This window comes from Bacillus pretiosus, assembly GCF_051294775.1.
Classification (GTDB): Bacteria; Bacillota; Bacilli; order Bacillales; family Bacillaceae_G; genus Bacillus_A; species Bacillus_A wiedmannii.
In genome coordinates this window covers 316,200-339,464 of the sequence record NZ_JBPPHF010000001.1, presented here as the reverse complement: position 1 = coordinate 339,464, position 23,265 = coordinate 316,200, and the positions used below count along the sequence as shown (strand labels likewise).

The following is a 23,265-nucleotide window of genomic DNA, read 5'->3' as shown; positions in this document are numbered from 1 at the left end:
TAACTAAGAAACAATTCATATTTAAAATCAAAACTTTTATATTAACAATGGTAGTATGTATCTCAATATCCATAATTATTTTTAAAAAGGCAATTTGTATTCAAAAAACACTCCCATAATTCATACATAACAAAATAAAAGGCTTTCTCAAAATTAACATCTTGAGAAAGCCTTTTATTTCTAACCTTTTTGATAATGTAACAATTCTTTTGCTGTATGCTGATCGATAATTAATACATTTGCATACCCGCCACGTAACGCACCATCAATTGCTTTTATTTTTCTATTACCACCAGCAACTAAAATAGAACGTTTCTTTAATTTCAGTTCTTCTAACTCAATTCCAATTGTACGCTGATTAATCTCTTCGCTACTAATCTTTCCGTCTCCATCAAAGAAACGTGAACAAATGTCACCGACCGATTGTTTTTTGAGCAAATTCGTTTCATCCTTATCGAAATAACCTAATCGGAATAATAGTGCTTCGTCTCTCACTGTTCCTACAGTGAAAATTGCAACATTCGCTTGTTTCCCCATTTCGATAATGTGATGAATATGTCGATCCTGCTCTACTAATTCTTTTGTCACTGCATTATCAAATATAACTGGAAGGGGTAGATTTCTTGGTGTCGTTTGAAAAGCATCTGCAAATAAAGCAATCGTTTCATTCGCATATGTATTTACACTCGAATGACTAATACCACCTTTTAACTGAACAACTTCTACACCTTTTACATGTTGTGGTACAATTTTTCTAGCGATTTCATACATCGTCATTCCCCAGCTTACACCAACGATATCACCAGTTTTAACCGTCTTTTCCATATACTCAGCTGCATATTTACTAATATACTCTGTAATCGTTGCATATTCTGGTACTGGAGAAAATACGACATGTGCCTCTAACAAGTTGTACTTTTCTTTCAGTAAATTTCCAACGTTATCTAAATCAGCAAATGGATCGGCTATGCTAATTTGAACAAATCCTTTTTCTTTCGCGTACTTTAATAATCTAGAAATAGTCGGCCTTGAAATATTTAATTTATTAGCAATTTCCTGCTGACTATAATCTGACTGATAGTATAATCTTGCAACTTCAACGCTTAATTGTTGTTTATCTTTATCCATAGTAACTCATTACATATCCTTTCCTGTATTTCCTTTTCGTTACAAGCATTATACAGCTTTATGCAAGAAATTTCGACTACCGAATTTTATCTAACTGAACTTCTACTACACTTAGTATTTAAAATGAAACTTTATTGTATATATTTACAACCTCAACATAGATACACTTGAAACATATAAATCGATTTATATGTAATTCATTCTTTTTTGCTTTTTCTGTAGTAACGATAACAAATCCATTCAATAAGAAACATGAAACATCGTCTAAAAAGTTACCTTTACTAAAAACTATTCAAATACCCCTCATAAACAGAAGATACTGTTTATGAGGGGTATTTATTCAATTTAAGTCTATAAAAATCGGATAAAAACAATGCAAGTTTTCACTTATTTAGAATAAGTGAAAAGATGATGTTTTATTTGTTCAATAAAATAATGATGGTGTATATTATCGTTAGATACTCGACTTGCCATAATAGCTCCCTCCATTGAAGATGCAAGAAAAGAAGCGAGTGATATAATGTCTATATCTTCTTTAAGTTCTTGTTTCTCTATTCCTTCTTTTATGAGAGAAGCCATTAATATTACTGTATCGTTATAACCTTCTGCTGCTGCTTTTTGTAATTCTGGAAATACCCCAGTACTTTCAATTGCGCTATTAAGTAATGGACAGCCTCCAGCAATAGGAGGATTATTAGCTGCATCTTGATATACAAGGAATATTGCAAGGATTTTATCGATTGCTGTCTTTTTATTTTCCATTGCTTTATGAAAATGACTCCACATAATCTCACCACTTTTGTCGTAGGCAGCAAGGACAATTTCTTCTTTATTTTTGAATCTACGATAAATAGATCCTTTAGGTAGTTCAGTAGCTGTCATTATATCCTGGATGGATGTGCGAGTTATCCCATTTGTATTAAATAAATATAAAGATGTTTCAATAATTTTTTCTTTTACCTTATCAACTTTAGTCATGCTTTGTAATCCTCCTAATAAAAACGATCTTAATATTCCAGGTAATGTTTACCCTCTATTTTCTTAATTTTTTTGTAAGTATAAATAAATTTGGAACAGAAATATCTTATGGAAACCTCAAACAATACAGTTTGAAAAGAGGTTAATCAAATTGTATTATTCATATCATTAGAGTGAATTTTCTGCCAAAAACAACATGACCAATTGTTTAATTCAGTCATTTTATTCAACTAATTTTACCTAAAATCGTAGAAGATGTAAAAAAATATATTTTAGTGTATAGACATATGATTATTATATATAATCTCTATTAATATGTTTAGCTAAAGTGTTTGAACTACCCCCACTTTCACTTCATATATTAGGATATCTACCGCATTCCTTGCGGTTAAAAGCCTTATCACTTCATTCTTTAAAAAGGAAATCGTTAATAATTAATGAGTACTGAAATTTAATTGTAAATAAGAAACTCACATATAAGTATTTTGTATTTTTGTCATTTTGATTTTGTTAATACTTTGTAAAAAGGATTAACAAAACTAGAAACTTATAGTATTATTAGTTTTCGGACCGAACCGTCCGGTTTTGAATCTTATATAAATATATTTAGAAGGAGAACTTAATGCAGAAAGAAAATTCAAAGATTGTAGGTAATTTAATTAGGAGGATAATAAAATGAACTTTATAAAAATGAATAAAAAAGAACTTACTATGCTAATAATCTTTACACTGTTTGTACCATTTCAAATTGGCTTGTACATATTATTTGGCATATCACTTTTAGCTAATGTCAATTTAGTTGAATCAGAATTTGTTCTTAGTGCCATCGGTTTTACTGTACCTGCTATTATAGGAATAATTTTCTTTAGGAAAGAAATCATTCAAAGTTTTACTTATTTTAAAGAGAAGACAATTTTGAAAATAGTAAGTATTCCTATGGTGGTTTTATTTACGGTAATTGTGGAACAGTCTATTATGCGTTTTCTAGCAACTGGTCAGCCAGAGAACCAAGAACAGCTTCTTGAAACGGGTGCAGAGGTACCTATTATATTTACATTGCTTATATTTGGTATTCTGGGACCAATACTTGAAGAAATTGTGTTTCGTCACATATTAATAAATCGTTTTTCTTATCATATTGGTACTGCTATTGCATCTATCATTTCGATCATTATTTTTACACTTCTTCATACAAACCAGCTTTCGGATATTGCTATTTATTTACCTGGCTCGGTGATACTTACTGTGGCTTATCTTATTTCTAAAAGATCCATTGCATATGTAATAGCGATACATATATTAAACAATTGCCTTGGTTTCATTCTATAAGAAATTAGACTTAGTTCTTTTGCAAAGTAAAAAAATAGAAACAGATATTGATAAATGAGGAGTACAATTTAGACAGTGACTAATGATTTATGAAATTCCTTGTACGTCGAAATACCGCAGTTTGGATGTAAACTGCGGTTTCTTTTATATAGGGGGGCCCACTGCATCACAATTAAACTAAAAAAGGAAATACCATGACTAATATATGTTCTCCTTATATCCCATTACAGTAAACATTTTTGGAAAATATCCAGAATTTTATTAGCGAGTTAGTAGTTGAAGAAAAATTTGTTCCTCAGCCCTTAAGTTATAATACATAAAAATTAAATTGCTTAGTTAAGAGAAAAGATGAAGTATCAATTTTGCTTAAAGTATCTAAACTACCTTGATTTTTTTCTTATACAGCAAACTATATCAAGTGATTAAGGAACTCATTTTTGAGGCTCAAGTTAGATATGTATATAAAATTAGTATGAAGGTGTGAAATCAATTATAAAATAGTAGCTTTAGAATAAATGAAAAGAGAAATAAATAACCACCATTATTTATTTCTCTTTTCATTTACATATTTATTTTTGGAAAAACAATCTAACTCCAAATACTAATAATACCGCGCCTGTAATACCCTCTATTGTACGGTTCACTCTTTCTTTTCTTAAAAAAGTTCTTAATTGACGTATGAGTGAGATATAAAGTAAATACCATATTGCTGTCAAAGTCGTAAATGTGACTCCTAATAATAGAAATTGGAGGAAATGATTTTGATTACTTACAATAAATTGGGGTAAAAAACTAAGGAAAAACACAGCGGTTTTTGGGTTTAAAATTGCCGTAGTAAATCCTTGTCTAAAGCTTTTAATTGCCCCAATATCCTTAGAGTACATTTCTACTGAACCTGACATATCTTCTTTTTTATGTAAGGCACTTTTAATTGACTTTACAGCTAAGTAAATTAAATAAAAAGCCCCAGCATATTTTATAAATGTAAATAACATAGCAAATTTCATTAGGATGGCAGAGAGTCCTAGCGTAGCCATTATTGTATGAATCATCATTCCAGATATCGTTCCTAAAACAGTCTTTATCCCACCATTTTTACCATGCGAGATAGTGTTTTTTGTAACTAGTGCAAAACCAGGACCAGGCATTATTATGATTAGCATTGCTGTAAGAATAAATAATAGATAATTTTCCATGTTCTAGTATTTCCTTTCCAATTTTTAATTTTACTTACAGTATAGCTTTTTTCATTAAAACATTAAATATAAAAAGCTTGATCAGAAGTATATTTAGGTTATTAGTATCGATTTGATTAAACATTACCCCAAAGCTACATTAATAAAAAAACACAGCAAATTTATATATTAAATAACAAGTCCACCTCTCACAAAAAACAGGATAAAAAATAAACAGCAGAACTAGTCCACTGTTTACTTCGCCACGCCTTCATGTAATTTTTCTGTATAATCTTTTACATCTTTCCAGCTATCTTTCGCTGTATGTAAATCTTCTTTTATGAAGGTAAATTCTTCAGGGCTGATTCCTTTTACGTTTTGCAGTAAATTATTATACTTTGCCCCTACTGTATACCATTGATTTGATATATTTTGCAATGCTGTAATTGCTGCATCAATTGTTTCAGTCATATTTGTTGTTTTATTTTTTACATCTGTCAATATTGCCACTTCAGCTTGTGCGCCAGAAATTCTATCTTTTAAATTGGAGATTTCTCTTTCTGCATTTGCGATATCTTTTTTCGCAATCGCAATCATCGGTCCGCCAGCAAGACATGTTATTAGTGCTACGCAAAGTACGCCACCAGCAATGACCATATCATTACTCTTTTTGATTGAATCGTTATATGTATTTATTTGTTGCTCTAGAGCCGGAATGCCAGCATTCGTACTTGCTAAAATTGCTGTTAATTGATTTGTATCCTCTTTAAAACTATTTGTGTCTTTCGCCATTCTGTCGCGAAAAGCTTTCAAATCCCCTAATAATACATCTACCTCATTTTGATTCTTTACAATATCCGCATACAACTTTTCTAAATCCGCTTTTAATTTTCCACTATCCTTTTGTTCAATCGCTACTAGCATGCTATTATAATACGCTTGAAAAGTATTATTGTAATTAATAATATTTTGATCTGTTTTCATAATTTGAGGCTTCATATAATTTAACCAATACGCTGCGTTAATTTTTGCATCTCTTTGGTGCTGAATCATATTTCCTTTAAACTCACTATTAATGGAACTTATTTTACTCAAAACAGTCTCTTGCTGATTTTGAATTAATTTTGCATATGAATCCATTGCAAATATGCTCGATGTCGTTTGCGCCATAACATCTTGGAATCCAGCTGGCCCTAGCGAATAATTTTCCGCACTTTCTTGCAATATTTTTACGTGTTGTTCTGCTGCAAAAGGATGTAAAGGAAATGCGTTACTCGTTGCCACTCCAGCAATCATTAACGTTAAAAGACATTTTTTATAAAATCGTTTCTGCATACTTTTCACCTATTTTCTTTATAAGGGTATAAAAAGCTCCTGCTCACAACTGAACAGGAGCTTCAAATCACTCATCAATACTTAACGCTCTATCGATTCGTATCCGATTATGCTTTTTTCGTATCTACTACTTTAATATCTTCAGCATAAATCTTTTCTGCATAGTCTTTAATGTTTTTCCAGCTATCTTTCGCAATGTTTAAATCTTCTTTAATGAAAACAAGGTCGTTTGGACTAATTGAATCTACATTTTGAAGTAAAGAATTGTATTTTGATCCCATTGTGTACCATTGGTTTGAAATGTTTTGCAACGCTGTAATTGCAGTATCAATTGTATTTGTTAAATACTCCGTTTGTGTTTTAATGTTCGTTAACCCAGCTACTTCTAATTGAGCAGTTGTAACTTGTCCTGTTATTTTTTGAATTTCAGCTTGTGCATTATCAAGTTCTTTCTTCGCTAATACGATTCCAGCTGTACCACCGCCTACAGCTGCGGCACCACCTGCAATTAATGCGACTCCTAGCGGCGTTCCTGCACCTGTAGCAATAACTACTGCACCACCGATAATTGCAATTGGTCCTAGTGCTGTTGCAACAGATGAACCGATAATAATTGCATTATATTTACTAATTGCTTCATTGTACGTTGTAATTTGATTTTGCAGAAGCGGAATTCCAGCATCTTGACTAGCTAATATAGATGTAATTTGATTTGCATCACCTTTAAAGTTTTGCGTATCGGACGTCATTTTGTTTCGGAATTTTTTTAAGTCTTCTACTAACTGATCTACTTGCGCTTTATTTTCATTAATACTACTTGATAATCTAGTTAACCCTTTCGTAAGAGTCGCTTTATCCTTCGAATCCACCGCAGCAACTAACGTATCATAATAGTTTTGGAATTTCGTATTGTAGTTAATGATATTTTGATTCGTTGAAATAAGCTGCGGCTTTAATACATCTAACCATTGTTTCGCATTTCCTCTAGCTGTATCCTGGTGCTGAATTACTTTCCCTTTTAGAGCCGTATCAACAGAGGATACATTACCAAAGTTAACATTCCCTTGTTTAATAATTGTTAAAGCGTACAGATCCATTACTAAAGCGTTTGAACCTGTTCTTTCCATTGCATCTTTTAGGCCTTCTGGTCCTAATGAGTATTCTTCATAGTCATTATAAGCTTTTGCTACCGCATGAATTGGAGCTTGTTTCACTGTACTTTCAGCTGCATACGTATGAGCTGGCATGATATTTCCTGCTGCAAATACTGCCATAAGTGCTGATAGAGCCATTACTTTATAAGGTTTTTTTGTCATTTTTCTTCTCTCCCTATATCGTTACTTATTTTTAATGTACTTCAACGTTTGTAACGTAATCTTCAAATTGATTCGTTTGTTTATTCATTTCATCACTTACTTTTTTAATTTGATTGAAATGTTTTTGAAGTAAACTACTATCTGTATATGTGCCTTCTTCAACATTCTTTTGAATTTGGATCATATTACTGTTTAAAACTTTCCAATCCGTTATTAGCGTTTCTAAAGTTGAAATTTGGCGATTAATTAGTTCTGTAAAGCTACTTACTTGATCTTCAACGAATGTAATTTGTGTCGCCTCTGCTTCAGTTTGTGATAACTTTTGAATAAGTGGTAGTAGCTCTTTTTGCTTTTGCTGAATGCGAAGAGCTGCTTCTCTCGTTTGACTATCTGCAGCATTTACAATTTCATTACTTAAAGTACCGATAGAAACGAAATCAATTGTTTTCGTTTGCGCAGTTTGATTTGTAATTGTAAATACTTGTTTACCGATATTAATAGAACCTTTAATAATTTCTTGAGGTCTATTCAAAATATTCGTTAATTCCGCTTGGATTTCTCCTTGAATTCTTTTAATATCTTCTCTTAATTTCACAATATCTCCACTTGATCCTTGCAGTGTTTTTATTGCTTCATCAGCTTTAAGTGATAAGTTGCTACTATCTTTGTCTAATACCGTTTTAAATCGATTTAACTCTAATAAATCTTGCTCCATACTCTCTTGGATGTTTTGTACTTGCAATTGTAATTTTCCATATGCATTTGTAAAATCTGCTTTTGCCTGTTCATCTTCATTGACGTTTCCTGCTAGTTCATAGAGCTTACTATAATAACTATTAAATCTAGTACTATATCTCATCATCTCTTGATTTAAGTCGATTAGCTTCGGATTATATTCATCAATCCACTCTCTTACATTTGCCTTTGCAAACTTTTGATGATTCGTCAAACTACTCATCGCATTCACCTTAATGTCTGGCTGCTGTAAAATCACTAGTCCATATGCTTGTATAAGCGGTGACTGTGATCCTAACATTCTAATTGAATTGGATAATGTATTTGGAGCAATTACATTTTGTGCATATACTGTTTTCACTTCTGTTTGCCCTTCCTTAGCGTAAGCGCTTACAGGAATAAAACAACTCGTAGATACTGCTGTAACCAATAACCCTGTAATTAAAGTCTTTTTCACTTTAACTCCTCCTATGTATTAGCAACTATTACTATCGCATTTTATTATTCTATTTTCTTGCATATAGTTTGAGATGGTTAAAATAGAGAACGTTCTCACCGCGATCCATGTACGAACCACCTCTCTCAACTTTTATTGCTACAGTACTTACTTATTGTTATAAAACATTTCATATGTGATTAGTATGAATAATATTGTATAAAATTTCTATTTTATAGCCATTCTCACATTCACACAGTGAATATATTACATAAAAATATTATTCATTTTAAACTAAATAACGTACGTAAATATGAAATTCCGTTTTATTTTCATGTAAGTTTTGTACTGTAAGGTCATTTAAACACAGCTATTTATATAACGTAAAGAAGTATTTTCATTCCCTTTATTTTCAACCTTTCCTGTCCTTATTTCAAAATATAATCCACTTCACTTTTTCAATTGAAATATCCATATATCACAACAAAAACCTCTACTTATTCATAGATACAAAAATTATATTGATATATCTTTCAGACCCATATGCAATTATGCATAGTGTATACACAAAAAGGATAGCTTCACTTTCGTAAAGCTATCCTTAAAAAATCTTCTTACTTTTTCAAATGATATGGAACTGTCGTAATAACAACATTTCTTTTATAGAGTAAATACGCACGAATGAGTAAACTAGACTGATTATGAAGAATGTTATGCCAACCTTTTTTCGGAATGAACTGTGGTATAACTACAGTAACTCGGTAATTTGACTCACTCGCTTTATATTGTACTGTATCAATAAACTTTGTTAGTGGCTGAATAATACTTCTATAATGAGAATGTAAGGTAACAAGCCTTACTTCAGGTTGCCACTTCTTCCATTTCTCTTCAAATTTCTTTTCCTCTTCTCTGTCAAAAGCAACATATACAGCAATAACTTGATCTGCCGAAAGAGCCTTCGCATAGTTCAATGAATTTTCTACTACATGCGTCATACCAGCTACAGGAACAACAATTACATTTCCCTCAATTGGAACAAGTCGCTCACAAGTTTTTAAACTTAATTGATCACCCACTGCATCGTAGTGCTTCTTAATTCTATGGAACAAGAAGATGATGGCAGGTAAGAAAATAAGGATTGACCAAACTTGTGCGAACTTAGTTAAAAAGAACATACTCATTACAATAAAACTAATGACTGCACCAACTAAATTGACCGTTAATCTCAAAGCCCATCCTTCAGGTTTGTCACGAAGCCATTTTAATACCATCCCCGTTTGAGAGAGTGTAAACGGAATAAATACACCTACTGCATATAACGGAATTAAATGTTCTGTTTGCCCTTGAAAAGCTACAATTAAAATAATCGAAGCAATTCCAAGTATAATAATACCGTTTGAGTAACCTAGGCGGTCTCCTCTAATCGTAAACATTCTCGGTATAAATTTGTCTTTTGCAAGGTTAACTGCTAATAGCGGGAATGCAGAATACCCTGTGTTAGCAGCAAGAATTAATATTAAAGCAGTTGTACCCTGTATAAAATAGTACATGAAATTACGCCCAAAAGTTTGTTCAGCAATTTGTGAAACGACTGTTACTTCCTTACTTGGATTAATTCCGTAATAATAAGCTAAGAAAACAATTCCTGAAAATAAAACTGCAAGTAATGCCCCCATTGCGAGCAATGTTTTCGCTGCATTGTTAGGTGCAGGATCCTTAAAGTTTGGAATTGCGTTAGATATTGCCTCAACACCCGTTAAAGCAGAGCTTCCTGAAGCAAATGCTCGTAACAGTAAAAATAAACTAATTCCTGCAACTGGTGTTCCAATCGGTGAATGTAATGTCGGTGAAACTTGACCAGTTATAATATTATAAATACCTACACCAATTAATATAAATAGTGCTAAAACGAATAAATAAACAGGATATGCTAAAACGGAAGCTGATTCCGTTACCCCTCTTAAATTTAAAATAGTAATCAATATAACAAATATAATCGCAATGATTACATTATGTGCATGTAAACTAGGGAAAGCTGATGTAAGCGCATCTGTACCTGCTGATACACTTACTGCAACAGTTAAAATATAATCAACTAATAAAGATCCTCCAGCTATTAACCCTGGATTCATCCCTAAATTTTCTTTTGATACTACGTATGCGCCCCCGCCGTGCGGATAAGCAAAAATAATTTGTCGATAAGATAAAATAAGGGCTGTCAATAATACTAATACCCCAACAGCGATAGGAATAGAATACCAATAAGCTACTGCTCCTAGGCCTGCTAGTGCGATTAATATTTGCTCTGGTCCGTATGCGACCGATGACAATGCGTCAGAAGATAAAATGGCTAGCGCCTTCGTTTTATTAAGCTTTTGCTCTCCTAACTCAGTTGATTTTAACGGCCTTCCAATTAAAAACCTTTTGATTGATGAAACCACTGCTGTCCACTCTCCAATAATTTTGTACGAACTTTTCTGCTAGTTACAGCGAATAAACGATTTCTTCAGAAAGCAAAAAATGTCTACAAGCCATAACGAAATAGACTTGTAGACATTATTTTTTTTGTCGCACAAGCTCCACCTTCCTTCTCAATATAACGCTTACGAGGTTAGCTGTCGGATTCGGGCCTATGAGTAGCCCTACCTTTTTCAAGGATTCACCCCATTGGATTAAGTACTAATCCATAAGAACGGGTCCCCCGCACCATGCGGTTTCAGCGATTTAGAAAATTGAAACTGTGGATTATAATACTCCTTTATTTTCAAAATGTAAACAAAAATTTTTAAAAAGAAAAAATTTAAATGATTGCGCATAATCCGCTGGTAAATATACATAATGAATACTACAAAATCGATAAAGGAGACTCATATGTCTAAAGAAAAGAAGCCTATTTTTTCCGATTCCTATTTAGATGCATTAGCAAATGAAATTAATCAATTATACGGTAAACGTGAACAGGAAATAAATTTGACAGATAGAACGAAAAGAAATAAATAATTTGTCATAAAAAAGAAAGCAATACACTTATATATTGCTTTCTTTTTTATTTTTTCATACATCCAATTGTATTGCTGATCTGTGAAAGGTCATTTCTTCATACACTTTCAAATTTTGATATACTGCCCCTAATAATGGTGCTTCTATAGAAAATTGTTCCGCTACATCTAGTAAGTATCCTTGTAAGTGCTGGCCTTCAATGAACGAACCTTTTTCCATATCACGCTGCATCGATGACTTCATATCATACGAAATTTTATCAATTGTTTTCATATGTTCTTGGGCAATCCCATCCTTAACTGGAGCTTTCATAGATCTCATGATTTGCACACATTCTTCAAATAAGTTTTGGATAAAATCGCGTCCACCTTCACTTTCGCGAATCGGTCCTATCGGTGCACGCATTAATGTCGTCACACCCGACATTACAGTAATAAATAAATATTTATGCCACATATCTTGCATAATATTTTCACTTAAAACAAAACTAGATTTCGTACCTGCAAATGCTTTAGAAATATGCTTTATTCTCTCTGAATCTTGAGACTTCATTTCTCCAAATACAAGTCTGTTGGCAACACTCGTTTGTACAATCTCTCCTTGATCGTTTAACGTCGTCTCGATAAAGCATAAACCGCCAATTACTTTTTCCACGCCGAATTCCTTTTGTAATAGTGATAAATGAGCAATACCATTTAACAATGGAATGATGACAGTATTTTCACCTACAAACGGCTTCAAATCTTGAATCGCCTCGTTTAAGTGATACGCTTTTGTTGAAAATAAAATAACGTCAAACGGAGAAGTTCGATCTTCTTTCGTTATTAATTTCGGTTGGAAGGAAAAATCCCCGTTAACACTACGAATAACAAGTCCCTTTTCCTCTAATTGCTGTTTTCTTTTACTGCGGACAAGAAACGTAACATCTTCTCCTTTTTCGACTAATCGACCTCCAAAAAAGCCTCCGACGCCACCAGCTCCTAATACTAAAATACGCATACAACATCCCCCTTTTCAAAATACAATTTTATAACATTTAATATACATAACATTATACATGTCCCCTACTAAATAAGCTGAATTTTCATTCTTAATCGAGTATAAAACAGTGGTTATTTTCAAATAAATTTGGGTATGTTGTTTTTATAGCATATATGGAAAGGAAACAATGTAAATGGAGGCAATACAAACAATCGAGGAAAAAGATGTAACAACAGCTATATTTCAATTTATATTCCCGTTTTCTTTTAAAACTGGATATGAACAAAATATGTTCCCTTTCTTACAGAAAAATGATTTCCGCCCTTTTCGACTCGATCATCTTGAAAATGAAAATACATACTACGGAAAGTTTCAAGTTTCACATCAAAGTATGGAAGCATACTATCTTTCATTTACAAATAAAATTCTATTTCCTCACTCAGAGCATCAAAAAGGATTACAACGCTATTCTAAAGACCTTAACTTAACTGGACATTTAACAACAAATTTGATTTCTGTTCCATTCAAGATTCATTCTATTGATGTAACACTTTGCCCTTATGAGCTTGGCTTCTTAACAATTCGGACAGAAGTAGAAACCGCTCCAAACATGACATTATCAGAAGCAATCGAATTCGCCGCCCGCTTCCGTGTACTTGAAACTAAAAATGATACAAACGAGACTATTTGTATTGAATGTAACGGAAAACAATACTCACAAGTGGAAAAACTTATATTCGGTGATTTATTTCATGGTGTAACAGACTTCTTTGAGAAAAAGAGATTGCGGAGCTCTTACTTTCAAACCTTTCCTTTCTTTGAAGACCAAAGAATGTATGTACAAACTTTATTATCCGTGAATAAAGAGTCAGACCTTCATATAATCGATGTATACCGAACTTCCAGTCTTTCCGGATTAACAGACGATGGCAATCCGTATATTAGCGCAAATAACATCCCTTATATTCAAGATTATTTAACAAAACATTCTTATCAAAGATGGGCTCCTAATCGCTACTTTGTTATGGAAGAACATATTTTTACATGTATAACAAATGAAGGTGAACACGAATTCGCTAAACTTGCTAGTCAAATGTACGGGGAGTTTTATTACGCTTTGTTATTAAATCTATTTCATAAAGTTGTTTTATTAAAAATGGCAAACGCTTATGCTGAACTTAACATTGAACAAGATACAAATGAAATAGAGAAATTAATTTATTCAATCAATTCATTTACAGCAAATTACTTCTCTTTAGAGTTAGTATCCCAATCACAGAGTGAAGATATTTTCTTCCGCTTAAGAAATCTATTTAACATTGAAGTACTATACTCGAATGCAAAACAAAATCTTGATAGTTTGTTTAAATATCAAGAAAATGTCGCTTCTAAAAAAGATAGCCTTTTACTATTAATTTTAACGCTCTACTCTGTAGTAGGCCAAATGTTAGGGTTTACTATGATTGATCTTTTAAGAAACACCGATTCAAACAAAATCTCGTCGCCACTTGAATTTTTCGCGCTTTTAATAGCAATTAGCGGCATAGTCATTTCACTTATTTTAGGTGCGCAAAGTTTATACCAATGGGGTCTACAACATAAACGAAGAAAATCATGGGTAAAACAAACTGTACTTTCTGCTGTTAAAGAGAAAGATGATAAACATTAAAAAGAGGGATTTTCAAATTACAAATACGTAGAGCATTTCAGTGAATGAAATTTTTATCAGCGATTTTTAAGATATATCGACTTACCGACAAAACCTGACAAAAACACATAGTAAAAAAAGTACTCCAAAATAAAATTTGGAGTACTTTTTTATTACAATAATTTAGCTTACTTCCCTGCTTCGATTTTCTCTAATGCAGCAGCTACTTGCTCTTCAGTTAATTCGTGTTGAACGATATAACGATTACGTGGGTGTACACGACATTCATGAGAACATGCACGTAAATGTTTCGCTTCGTTTTCTTCAGAACATAAAATTTTCTTATTACATTCTGGATTTGCACAGTTTACATAGCGCTCACAAGGTTCACCTGTAAAGTGATCTTTACCAACGATAACATGCTCTTTTTGGTTTACTGGTACAGAGATACGCTCATCGAACACGTAACATTGTCCATCCCAAAGCTCACCTTGTACTTCTGGGTCTTTTCCGTACGTTACAATACCGCCGTGAAGCTGACCTACATCTTCGTAACCTTCACGAACTAACCAACCAGAAAACTTCTCACAACGAATTCCGCCTGTACAGTATGTTAAAATCTTTTTACCTTCAAGTGTTTCTTTGTTTTCTCTAATCCAATCTGGCAACTCACGGAATGATTCAATATCCGGTTTAATCGCACCTTTAAAGTGACCTAGATCAAACTCATAATCATTTCGTGCATCAATGATAACTGTATCTTCTTGTTTCATTGCCTCATAGAATTCTGTTGGCTCTAAATATTTACCAGTTATTTCTTTCGGATTAATGTCGTCTTCTAGACGAAGTGTAACTAACTCTGGACGAGGGCGTACGTGCATTTTCTTAAATGCATGTTCATCTGCCTCATCAATTTTAAAAACTATTCCAGCAAAACGTGGATCATTGTTCATTGCTTCCATGTATTTCTCTGTTTGCTCAACAGTTCCAGAACAAGTTCCATTAATTCCTTCTGTCGCTACAAGAATTCTTCCTTTTAACTCAAGTGATTTACAAAATTCTAAATGCTGTTCAGCAAATTCTTCTGGATTTTCAATTGTTGTGTACATGTAATATAGTAATACTCTATATGGTTTTGTAGTTGCCAATTTATTTCTACCACCTATCTAAATTTTAAAATCATGTATAAGTTAACGTTCATATCAAAACATATATAATAAGAAAATACATACTAAATTGTACTTAGCCTATTTTCTTCTATTTACAATTTTTTCTATAAGTTAACGAAAATAAAAACAAGATTACATCACAAAACACTATGGTTATGTTGTAATCCCAATATATTATATATCATACAATTTCATTTCCATCAATTAATATGCTGTAATATAGGCTCTATGTTCACATAAATTTCAAAATTAGTCCTTTAATTCATTATGTTTCCCCATGTGATCACACCATAAACTCCCATTTTTTTATAACACGACACCATCTATTGCGGCAAGGCATATAATTTGCACTAAGGAAACATTTGTGTTCAAATAAAAATATCATCTCATACATTTAAATGTATTGAAATAAACAATAAGAATACTTACAATAATTTCATCAAGTTAACATTTCAAAGGGGAAAACTACTATGAATAAAGATATATCAAAAGATGAACAAGTCCCTTCTCAAAGTACAACTGTTCAATCAGCACACTTAGCTTTAAGTGGAGAAACGAAAGGCTGGAAAAGACTGTTACCGTTTTTAGGACCCGCTTTTATCGCATCCGTAGCTTATATTGACCCTGGTAACTTTGCTACAAATATCGCAGCTGGTTCACAATATGGATATTTACTATTATGGGTTATATTCGCCTCTAACTTAATGGCAGTATTAATTCAAACTTTATCAGCTAAATTAGGAATTGCTACGGGAAATAATTTACCTGAAATCGCTCGCGAACACTTTCCAAAACCTGTGTCTATTGGCTTATGGATTCAAGGTGAACTCGTTATTATGGCTACAGATTTAGCGGAATTTATCGGGGCAGCACTCGGATTGTATTTATTATTTGGAATTCCGATGTTACCAGCTGCTTTAATTACAGCAGTCGGATCATTTATTATTCTTGAGTTTCAACGCAGAGGATTTCGCCCACTAGAAGCTATTATTACAGGGATGATTTTTATCGTAGTAATAGCATTTGGGATTCAAGTTTTTTATGCAAAACCAGAATTAAGTCCCCTTCTTTCAGGACTATTTATTCCAAAATTCCAAGGTGTAGACAGTATATTACTTGCAGCAGGGATATTAGGTGCGACAGTTATGCCACATGCGATCTATTTACATTCTGCATTGACACAACGCCGCGTGATCGGAACAACTGATGAACAAAAGAAAAAAATTTTCCATTTCGAGTTTATTGATATCATTATCGCAATGGTTATCGCTGGAGCAATCAATGCGAGTATGTTAATTGTTGCTGCCGCACTATTCTTTAAAAATGGTTTACATGTTGAAGACCTTGATGTTGCTTTTAACCAGTTCAGTACTTTAGTCGGTCCTGTATCAGCTGCTTTATTTGGAATTGGGCTCTTATCAGCAGGACTATCTAGCTCGTCTGTCGGTACAATGTCAGGTGATATTATTATGCAAGGTTTCATTCGAATGCATATTCCGTTATATTTACGACGTTTCATTACAATGATTCCACCATTAGTTATTATCGCTTTAGGTGTAAATCCAACTTACGCACTAGTCATGAGCCAAGTCGTCTTATCATTCGGTATTGCTTTTGCATTAGTGCCACTTATTATGTTTACAAGCAATAAAAAAATTATGGGTGCGCTCGTTAATCACCGCATAACAACCTTTATCGCTTGGATCATCGCTGCACTTGTTATCATTTTAAATATTTTCTTACTTTATCAAACATTTGTAGGGTAATGAAAAAAGGTATTCCAATAAAACTGGAATACCTTTTTTCATTACCACTTATGTATGTACCTCTTTCTGGCATTATCGTACCTTTTTCAGTTCGAAAGTAAAGTGGTAATCCTTCCGAAAGAAATATGCTCACCTTGGATGGATCCTGCCTTTGATGATGAATATGTAAATGCGGCTCACTTGAACTTCCTGAGTTACCAACTTGAGCAAGTACCTCTCCTTCATTTACATGTTGGCCTTCCCTCACTTTAATTGATCCTTTTTTTAAATGGGCAAGAATCAAAAATGTCCCTGATTCATCTAGTTGCAAATAAATATGATTCCCCGCCATTGACTGAAAATCATCCTCTCCTGGAACTACATCTTTTTCATCGTTATTGATTGATACAACTGTTCCAGAAGCTGGTGCCATTACTTTCGCTCCATATATTCCATAATCCTCTAACTTACTACTTTTCACTTCAGCAGGCGGAATAAGAATATCATATGCCCATCGTTCATTTGGTTTTATAACATGATAGTTCGTTTCTAATCGATCACCACCCCAACCTATTAATGCTCGTTCATTCAAAGGAAAGCGAACTACTGCTTTAGGATTCATAGAATGTACATCTGCTGGATAAGCAAGTCCCCCTATGTTAGCAAACCACCCTAAGGGCCAAGCTCCAATTATAGAGAAAAGAACGATGAAGAGTAGCTCTCTATCTATTCGCTGTCTGAAAATGCCTTTCCACACAAATAGTAACGTTACCCCTATCAAAATAAAGAGTGATACTATGCTAAAGGCTTGTATACTCCACCAAAAAATGACTGATATAACACCTTTAGCTAAATAAACTACACTCCAACTTATAATTAAAAACGCAACTAAAATTACTAATACATACTTCTTCCACATAATGTATCCTCACTCTCATATCTTTGTTCTACATGATACGAAGTGAAAATTACGACATATAAAAGAAATACTTACGACTTTCTTACAATTCTTTATAATGCGGTAAAACGATAGTGAAAACAGTTTCTTTCTCGTTACTGCGCACAGTGATATCCCCTTTATGAAGCTCTGCTATACTTCTCGCAATTGCAAGTCCCATTCCTTTGCCACCCGTATGAGAGCTACGTGATTTTTCACCACGATAAAACTTCTCAAAAACGTAAGGAAGATTCTCATTCGGAATGCATTGTCCAAAATTTTTAATTTCTATTTCAACATTCATGTCGCTTTTAGAAACTTGAATTAAAAGCTCCTTTCCGTCTTTCCCGTACATAATACTATTACTAATTACATTTTCGAACAGCCTCACCATAAGCGCCACATCCATTTCCACATGTAACTCGTTATCACCTTTAATACGAAAGCTCATATCGGCATCATCTAGTTGTGGCACAAAATCAATCATGATTTGTTCACTGAACGCTTTCATATTTACTACACTTTTATGTAATTCAATCTCCCTATAATTTATTTGACAATAATCTAATAAATCATCTACTTGATTTTTTAATTCATAACTTTTTCGCTTTAATATACTTACATACTGTTCACATTCTTCTCTATTTGTATGAAGCTGACTTCCTAACAGGTCCGCGTAACCGATTAGAGATGTTACAGGTGTTCGTAAGTCATGAGAAATATTACTAATCATTTCAGTTTTCATTTCCTGTGATTTTTTTTCATTTTCGATAGACTCTTTTAAACTTTTAGCCATTCTATTAACATTCGCTGCTAATTCACCAATCTCGTCATTTTTTGAAATAGGTATATGTATCTCCAAATTACCATTACTTATTTCTTTCACGTTCTTATTTATTTCAGATAACCTTTTCGTCATTGTTCTTGTCATGAATGCAAAGTATATTGTAGTAATAATTAAAAAAGCTATTACATATAAAAGTGAATATTTTTCTTCTAACGCAGTAACATGACTATATATATTTCCAATTACAATTTGAAACGCTATTATACTTACAGTTGCTAATAAGATGCTACATATGAATGCGATAAAAAACTTAGCTCTAATACCTTGTAATGATTTAATCTTCAATTTTATATCCGACTCCCCAAACATTCTGTATAAACTTCGGTTCTTTTGGATTCTCTTCAATTTTATTTCTTAATCTTGCGATATGAACCATTACTGTATTATTACTTTCATAGGCTCTTTCTTTCCAAACGCTTTCATATATTTCTTCAATAGTGAACACACGATTCTTTGCAGCTGCCATTAAGTACAAAATATCATATTCAGTTTTCGTAAGATTGATTGTTTCTCCATATAACATTACTGTTCTAGACACTTCATCTATTTCTAAACCCCTAATGTTTATTTTCTTTTCTATTACTTGGACAGTATTTTGATTGAAATATATATACCTTCTTAATTGAGCCTTCACTCTCGCTATAAATTCAATTGTACTAAACAGTTTCACAATATAATCATCTGCGCCAGTACTAAATCCAATTACTTTATCTACATCCGATGATTTTGCGCTTAAGAACATAATTGGTAAACTATGTTTCTCTCTAATCCTTCTGCACAATTCTATCCCATCCATTTTTGGCATCATAATATCCAAAATAGCAAGTTGAATACTGTTATTATTTATGATTTCTAAAGCCTCTTCTCCGTTATGAGCACTTAAAACTTTAAAACCTTCTTGCATTAAATTCGCGTTAACAAATCGAACAATATCTTGATCATCATCTACAATTAAAATTGAGTTTTTCTCCATATACAAACCTCTTTTTGAAATATATTCCACAATCAATTTTATCACAAATTAAAACCATACTTCCCTCTTGAATAATCTTTATTTTCAGACTAGATTATATAATAACAATACATTCTAGTTTCAAAAGAAATGGAGTGAAAGCATGTTTCCTATATTGAAAACCGACCGACTCATTTTAAGAGAACTTACCGAAGAAGATGCACCGAGTATACTACAATGCTTCTCTAATACTGACGTACTGCGCTATTATGGCCAAAAACCATTACAAGATGTTGATCAAGTGAAACAAGTCATTCATAACTTTAAACTGAGTTACAATGCAAGAAGAGGTATAAAGTGGGGAATTGAATTAAAAAACAAGAAAGAACTCATTGGTACCATCGGTTTTCACGATTGGTCTTCTGAGCATAAACGGGCCAATTTAAGTTATGCCTTTTTCCCTGAATACTGGGGAAAAGGATATGCGACGGAAGCTGTTTCTGAGGTTATATCATACGGTTTCCATACCATTCACTTAAAGCGTATTGGGGCAATTGTATTTCTTGAAAATGAAGCTTCAAATAAAGTGCTATTAAAATTAGGATTTGAAAAAGAAGGCGTTCTAAAAAATTATATGTATCAAGATGATATCCCCTATGACACGAATTTTTATTCTTTATTAAAATCGGTTTAATAGAAATTATGCGTAAAAACTCGTTTCAGCATAATAAATCAGGATAGTGGACCTTTAACGAAAGATGGGAAACCGAGTGTTATTCATTTCTTAGATCATCATACGACTGATGCGAAGTACAATAAATTATATAATTTTAAAAAGGGGCATGAGCATATTCTTACTCATATCCCTTTTTTACGTTCTTTTTCTGTTTTCGCAATGCTTTTGGAATGTATACACAGAAAGGTTCGCTTTCCATATAATCTCCCGTTATTGCATATGTTTTAGAACGAGATCCCCCACAAACATATCGAAACTCACAAACACCACATTTTCCTTTATAATTGTCAGGATTACGAAGGTTTTGAAAAACAGGGGAGTTTCGATAGATTTCAGCTAGCGATTTTGTTCTAATATTCCCGGTTTTAATCGGCAATAACCCACTTGGATATACATCTCCAATATGAGAAATAAATACAAAACCGTTTCCATCATTCACCCCTTTTGGAGCACGCCCAAGCTCATCATTTCGCCCTATATTTCCATTTATCAATACACCCTGATATTGAATTACCTGATTTTTTAATAACTGACTTGTTTCTCAGTATAAAATTAAGAGAACACGCCCTTTAGCTAAAGATTCTTAAAGTTTTTCAACATCATTACCTCTTTTCTAAAACTATAAAAAACGTACTATCCGGTAGCGCAACAGCACTCCCAGACTCATCTTTAAACTCGATTTTCTCGCTAAGATGTTGTGTATATCCATCCTGTAAATAGTTCATAGCTTGAACGATGTTTATTTTATCTCCAAAGATACCCTTTACGAAATCCTTATATTCGTTTGGCGTAAATATTCCAAACTGCTCTTGCACCTCATGAACGAAGGAATCCTCGCCCCATGTATAAGTATATAAGAACTCCATTGCATCGTTAACAGGCATTTTGACTGTATCGTCTGCAAGTACCTCATACTGGATTATACGTCCCTTAAATTCACGGACATACTGCTCTAAGAACTTCATTCCGCCTGCATCTTTAAAACGAATCAACCGTATTAACGTTTTATCTTCGGTCATGATGCCATCACGAATGATAATACGGCCTCCTGGCTTTAACACCTCATAGGCACTCTGCAGCCCTTTTTTAATTACTTCATGATTGAATTTCTTACCTTCATACTCTATATAAGAGAACAGCTCATGAAGGATAGAAGAATATACAATCGTATCAACCGATTCTTTTTCAAATGAGCTGCTTAAATTGACTGCATCCCCTTTAATGACGTCCCAAGAACGCCCCTCGTTCTGCTTCTTCTTTTTCAACGTATCAATCACGTTTTCGGAAATATCTATACCGTAGATTCGTTTGTCCTCTGTCTCTTCTTCGATCATGTCTAACATGACACCACCACCGGCTCCGACATCTACAATCGTATCTCCCTTTATATAATCAAGAATAATTCGTTTATCATCAGCTGAGCTATTCATATGTTCCAGATACACTTCTTCATTATGGAATCTATCATATGCATCCTTACGTAACCCGAAGAAATCAAACAGCAGCACATTTGCCCGAGCATGCATCATATCTATCTTTTCTGCCTCTACACAGAAGGTAATTAACGCCTCACCTACAGCAGAAAACTGAAACGATACATACGCAGTCTTCATATCTTCATCGACTTTAACCTTAAAAGAAACATGCGTTGTATTCGGCTTCTCGTTCTCACGGTACTCCCGTAGATACTTCTCAATAACCCGCTTACGATACACGTTATCCTTTTTCTCACCTTTGAAATCATAGTGCAACTGTTGCATCAATTTTTCGAAATGTATATGCTGAACTTTTCTAGAGCCTATCTCGTTCTTTAACATAACAAAAACTGTCCAAATATCCTCAAAGCTAAGAGCATGCATAGACGGTTCTACATACCACAAATCCTTATCAGATAAAAATGTTTGAACGTCTCTCTTCTCGCTCCCCATAATTATATCTTTTTCAAATACTGACTCCTTATGTTTTGGCGTGAGTCTATGTATGCGAGAAGTAAATGGCTCCATATAACCATCAAACAGGCCATCAATTGTAATCTTCACATCGTTCTTCACTTCACTCCACAAAGCTTTTGATACGCCTTCAATAATGCATTGGTTAAGATAGTATAGAATCTCCTTTAACCTAACGTCTCCGTATTCTTCTTTATATGTGTTAATTAAATCAACATGAGAGTCCAAACGAGCCTCCCCGCGTATATACTGCCCGATTAATCCATGTGTTCTAATTAAATCTCGAATAAACAAATACTCAGTAGAATTTAAGTTTGTCTCTACACGTCCAATAAACTGAATATCACTAAAAATATCAGCAGAACCCTCGTTATGTACGAATAGATTAATCCCGTTTTTCTTCCATTGCTCCCGCTGTTTTAAAGACCCTACCTTTGCAAGCTCACTATACGTTAGTACCTTTTCAATAATACGATACGCTTCTTCATCTAAAGGCAGTCCATCTAACACTTGTAGCGTACGGTGCACATAGTACAACACCGCATCTGTTTTTAATGTTTCAAGTACTTGTACATTCTCATAGTTTTGATGTATCTCCTCTGCCTCAATTAAATACTTTAACCACATAGGGAGAGTATCGGAAAACCCTTCAATGTATTTATTTAGAATCTCAATATTTTTCAACTTATTTACCCCCATATATAATCAATATCTGTAGTAAAGTCTGAGACACCTTCTTTAAAAAGATCATCACCCTATGTCCCCCTTTACCATCTAGAACTCTTTCAAATACAAACGCTTCAAACCCAGTCTTTTGCTCTTGTAAAAAAGAGTTATCAGGTTTGTAACACATTCTTTTATTCATCTCT

At 33.3% G+C, this 23,265-nt stretch carries 18 protein-coding genes, 1 pseudogene and 1 riboswitch; of the genes and pseudogenes, 5 read left to right on the top strand and 14 right to left on the bottom strand.

The genetic code is table 11. The annotated features are described in order from the left end of the window. Nucleotides 1-180: 180 nt before the first annotated feature. Together deoR and ACSG5Z_RS01695 are read right to left on the bottom strand one after the other, a co-directional pair. Entirely contained in the window at nucleotides 181-1,128 is a 948-nt protein-coding gene (deoR, locus tag ACSG5Z_RS01700) for a DNA-binding transcriptional repressor DeoR (RefSeq protein ID WP_000356574.1), read from the bottom strand. A 387-nt stretch (nucleotides 1,129-1,515) separates the two neighbouring features. Further along, on the bottom strand, nucleotides 1,516-2,106 hold the full coding sequence (locus tag ACSG5Z_RS01695) for a TetR/AcrR family transcriptional regulator (protein WP_137015635.1): 591 nt from the start codon (nucleotides 2,104-2,106) through the stop codon (nucleotides 1,516-1,518). Between the two features lie 675 nt (nucleotides 2,107-2,781). Between ACSG5Z_RS01695 and ACSG5Z_RS01690 the strand changes: the two genes are divergently transcribed. Next, a complete protein-coding gene (locus ACSG5Z_RS01690; protein ID WP_088608653.1) occupies nucleotides 2,782-3,435 on the top strand; it encodes a CPBP family intramembrane glutamic endopeptidase in 654 nt (217 codons plus the stop codon). A gap of 569 nt (nucleotides 3,436-4,004) precedes the next feature. On the opposite strand, the gene ACSG5Z_RS01685 is transcribed toward ACSG5Z_RS01690, so the two are convergent. From ACSG5Z_RS01685 to kimA, 5 genes are all read right to left on the bottom strand, one after another. Then, entirely contained in the window at nucleotides 4,005-4,631 is a 627-nt protein-coding gene (locus ACSG5Z_RS01685) for a LysE family translocator (RefSeq protein WP_088608654.1), read from the bottom strand. 234 nt (nucleotides 4,632-4,865) lie between these two features. Next, entirely contained in the window at nucleotides 4,866-5,945 is a 1,080-nt protein-coding gene (gene nheC, locus ACSG5Z_RS01680) for a non-hemolytic enterotoxin NHE subunit C (RefSeq protein ID WP_435710528.1), read from the bottom strand. Between the two features lie 107 nt (nucleotides 5,946-6,052). After that, complete coding sequence (gene nheB, locus ACSG5Z_RS01675) at nucleotides 6,053-7,261, bottom strand: non-hemolytic enterotoxin NHE subunit B (protein WP_087982994.1); 1,209 nt, start codon at nucleotides 7,259-7,261, stop codon at nucleotides 6,053-6,055. 31 nt (nucleotides 7,262-7,292) lie between these two features. After that, complete coding sequence (nheA, locus tag ACSG5Z_RS01670) at nucleotides 7,293-8,453, bottom strand: non-hemolytic enterotoxin NHE subunit A (protein ID WP_435710527.1); 1,161 nt, start codon at nucleotides 8,451-8,453, stop codon at nucleotides 7,293-7,295. A gap of 593 nt (nucleotides 8,454-9,046) precedes the next feature. Further along, complete coding sequence (kimA, locus tag ACSG5Z_RS01665) at nucleotides 9,047-10,873, bottom strand: potassium transporter KimA (RefSeq protein WP_087982998.1); 1,827 nt, start codon at nucleotides 10,871-10,873, stop codon at nucleotides 9,047-9,049. A gap of 144 nt (nucleotides 10,874-11,017) precedes the next feature. Continuing rightward, a riboswitch (cyclic di-AMP (ydaO/yuaA leader) is annotated at nucleotides 11,018-11,164 on the bottom strand. 139 nt (nucleotides 11,165-11,303) lie between these two features. Between kimA and ACSG5Z_RS01660 the strand changes: the two genes are divergently transcribed. After that, nucleotides 11,304-11,432: a hypothetical protein gene (locus ACSG5Z_RS01660; RefSeq protein WP_000031869.1), complete on the top strand. Its 129-nt coding sequence runs from the start codon at nucleotides 11,304-11,306 to the stop codon at nucleotides 11,430-11,432. Nucleotides 11,433-11,486: 54 nt separating this feature from the next. On the opposite strand, the gene panE is transcribed toward ACSG5Z_RS01660, so the two are convergent. Next, complete coding sequence (gene panE, locus ACSG5Z_RS01655) at nucleotides 11,487-12,431, bottom strand: 2-dehydropantoate 2-reductase (protein ID WP_088092009.1); 945 nt, start codon at nucleotides 12,429-12,431, stop codon at nucleotides 11,487-11,489. 175 nt (nucleotides 12,432-12,606) lie between these two features. Here panE and ACSG5Z_RS01650 point away from each other — a divergent pair, with 175 nt between their 5' ends. Then, the gene (locus ACSG5Z_RS01650; RefSeq protein ID WP_262747412.1) at nucleotides 12,607-14,082 is read left to right on the top strand and encodes a hypothetical protein; all 1,476 of its coding nucleotides are present in this window, start codon (nucleotides 12,607-12,609) and stop codon (nucleotides 14,080-14,082) included. Nucleotides 14,083-14,249: 167 nt separating this feature from the next. Here ACSG5Z_RS01650 and trhO read toward each other — a convergent pair whose 3' ends face one another. Beyond that, nucleotides 14,250-15,209: an oxygen-dependent tRNA uridine(34) hydroxylase TrhO gene (trhO, locus tag ACSG5Z_RS01645; RefSeq protein WP_000246241.1), complete on the bottom strand. Its 960-nt coding sequence runs from the start codon at nucleotides 15,207-15,209 to the stop codon at nucleotides 14,250-14,252. A 491-nt stretch (nucleotides 15,210-15,700) separates the two neighbouring features. Here trhO and ACSG5Z_RS01640 point away from each other — a divergent pair, with 491 nt between their 5' ends. Then, nucleotides 15,701-16,996 (top strand): Nramp family divalent metal transporter, encoded by a 1,296-nt coding sequence (locus ACSG5Z_RS01640; protein WP_075310033.1) that lies wholly within the window; start codon nucleotides 15,701-15,703, stop codon nucleotides 16,994-16,996. Here the strand turns inward: ACSG5Z_RS01640 and ACSG5Z_RS01635 are convergent. The 3 genes from ACSG5Z_RS01635 to ACSG5Z_RS01625 form a co-directional block, all read right to left on the bottom strand. Further along, nucleotides 16,953-17,894 (bottom strand): M23 family metallopeptidase, encoded by a 942-nt coding sequence (locus ACSG5Z_RS01635; RefSeq protein ID WP_435710523.1) that lies wholly within the window; start codon nucleotides 17,892-17,894, stop codon nucleotides 16,953-16,955. The genes ACSG5Z_RS01640 and ACSG5Z_RS01635 overlap by 44 nt on opposite strands. 82 nt (nucleotides 17,895-17,976) lie before the next feature. Continuing rightward, entirely contained in the window at nucleotides 17,977-19,044 is a 1,068-nt protein-coding gene (locus ACSG5Z_RS01630) for a sensor histidine kinase (RefSeq protein WP_435710521.1), read from the bottom strand. Next, nucleotides 19,034-19,732, bottom strand: coding sequence for a response regulator transcription factor (locus ACSG5Z_RS01625; RefSeq protein ID WP_435710519.1), 699 nt, complete (start codon nucleotides 19,730-19,732; stop codon nucleotides 19,034-19,036). Before ACSG5Z_RS01625 ends, ACSG5Z_RS01630 begins: the two co-directional genes overlap by 11 nt. 142 nt (nucleotides 19,733-19,874) lie before the next feature. Here ACSG5Z_RS01625 and ACSG5Z_RS01620 point away from each other — a divergent pair, with 142 nt between their 5' ends. Continuing rightward, nucleotides 19,875-20,405 (top strand): GNAT family N-acetyltransferase, encoded by a 531-nt coding sequence (locus ACSG5Z_RS01620; protein ID WP_435710517.1) that lies wholly within the window; start codon nucleotides 19,875-19,877, stop codon nucleotides 20,403-20,405. A gap of 160 nt (nucleotides 20,406-20,565) precedes the next feature. Here the strand turns inward: ACSG5Z_RS01620 and ACSG5Z_RS01615 are convergent. Beyond that, nucleotides 20,566-20,970 (bottom strand): annotated as a pseudogene (locus ACSG5Z_RS01615) (SPASM domain-containing protein); the annotation flags it as partial. A gap of 79 nt (nucleotides 20,971-21,049) precedes the next feature. Continuing rightward, a complete protein-coding gene (locus tag ACSG5Z_RS01610) occupies nucleotides 21,050-23,095 on the bottom strand; it encodes a class I SAM-dependent methyltransferase (RefSeq protein WP_435710515.1) in 2,046 nt (681 codons plus the stop codon). Nucleotides 23,096-23,265 lie beyond the last annotated feature (170 nt).

Excerpts from the sequence above, each read along its gene's own strand:
- deoR (WP_000356574.1), bottom strand. The coding sequence starts at position 1,128 with ATGGATAAAGATAAACAACAATTAAGCGTTGAAGTTGCAAGATTATAC.
- ACSG5Z_RS01695 (WP_137015635.1), bottom strand. The coding sequence starts at position 2,106 with ATGACTAAAGTTGATAAGGTAAAAGAAAAAATTATTGAAACATCTTTA.
- ACSG5Z_RS01690 (WP_088608653.1), top strand. The coding sequence starts at position 2,782 with ATGAACTTTATAAAAATGAATAAAAAAGAACTTACTATGCTAATAATC.
- ACSG5Z_RS01685 (WP_088608654.1), bottom strand. The coding sequence starts at position 4,631 with ATGGAAAATTATCTATTATTTATTCTTACAGCAATGCTAATCATAATA.
- nheC (WP_435710528.1), bottom strand. The coding sequence starts at position 5,945 with ATGCAGAAACGATTTTATAAAAAATGTCTTTTAACGTTAATGATTGCT.
- nheB (WP_087982994.1), bottom strand. The coding sequence starts at position 7,261 with ATGACAAAAAAACCTTATAAAGTAATGGCTCTATCAGCACTTATGGCA.
- ACSG5Z_RS01660 (WP_000031869.1), top strand. The coding sequence starts at position 11,304 with ATGTCTAAAGAAAAGAAGCCTATTTTTTCCGATTCCTATTTAGATGCA.
- panE (WP_088092009.1), bottom strand. The coding sequence starts at position 12,431 with ATGCGTATTTTAGTATTAGGAGCTGGTGGCGTCGGAGGCTTTTTTGGA.
- ACSG5Z_RS01650 (WP_262747412.1), top strand. The coding sequence starts at position 12,607 with ATGGAGGCAATACAAACAATCGAGGAAAAAGATGTAACAACAGCTATA.
- ACSG5Z_RS01640 (WP_075310033.1), top strand. The coding sequence starts at position 15,701 with ATGAATAAAGATATATCAAAAGATGAACAAGTCCCTTCTCAAAGTACA.
- ACSG5Z_RS01635 (WP_435710523.1), bottom strand. The coding sequence starts at position 17,894 with ATGTGGAAGAAGTATGTATTAGTAATTTTAGTTGCGTTTTTAATTATA.
- ACSG5Z_RS01625 (WP_435710519.1), bottom strand. The coding sequence starts at position 19,732 with ATGGAGAAAAACTCAATTTTAATTGTAGATGATGATCAAGATATTGTT.
- ACSG5Z_RS01620 (WP_435710517.1), top strand. The coding sequence starts at position 19,875 with ATGTTTCCTATATTGAAAACCGACCGACTCATTTTAAGAGAACTTACC.
- ACSG5Z_RS01610 (WP_435710515.1), bottom strand. The coding sequence starts at position 23,095 with ATGGGGGTAAATAAGTTGAAAAATATTGAGATTCTAAATAAATACATT.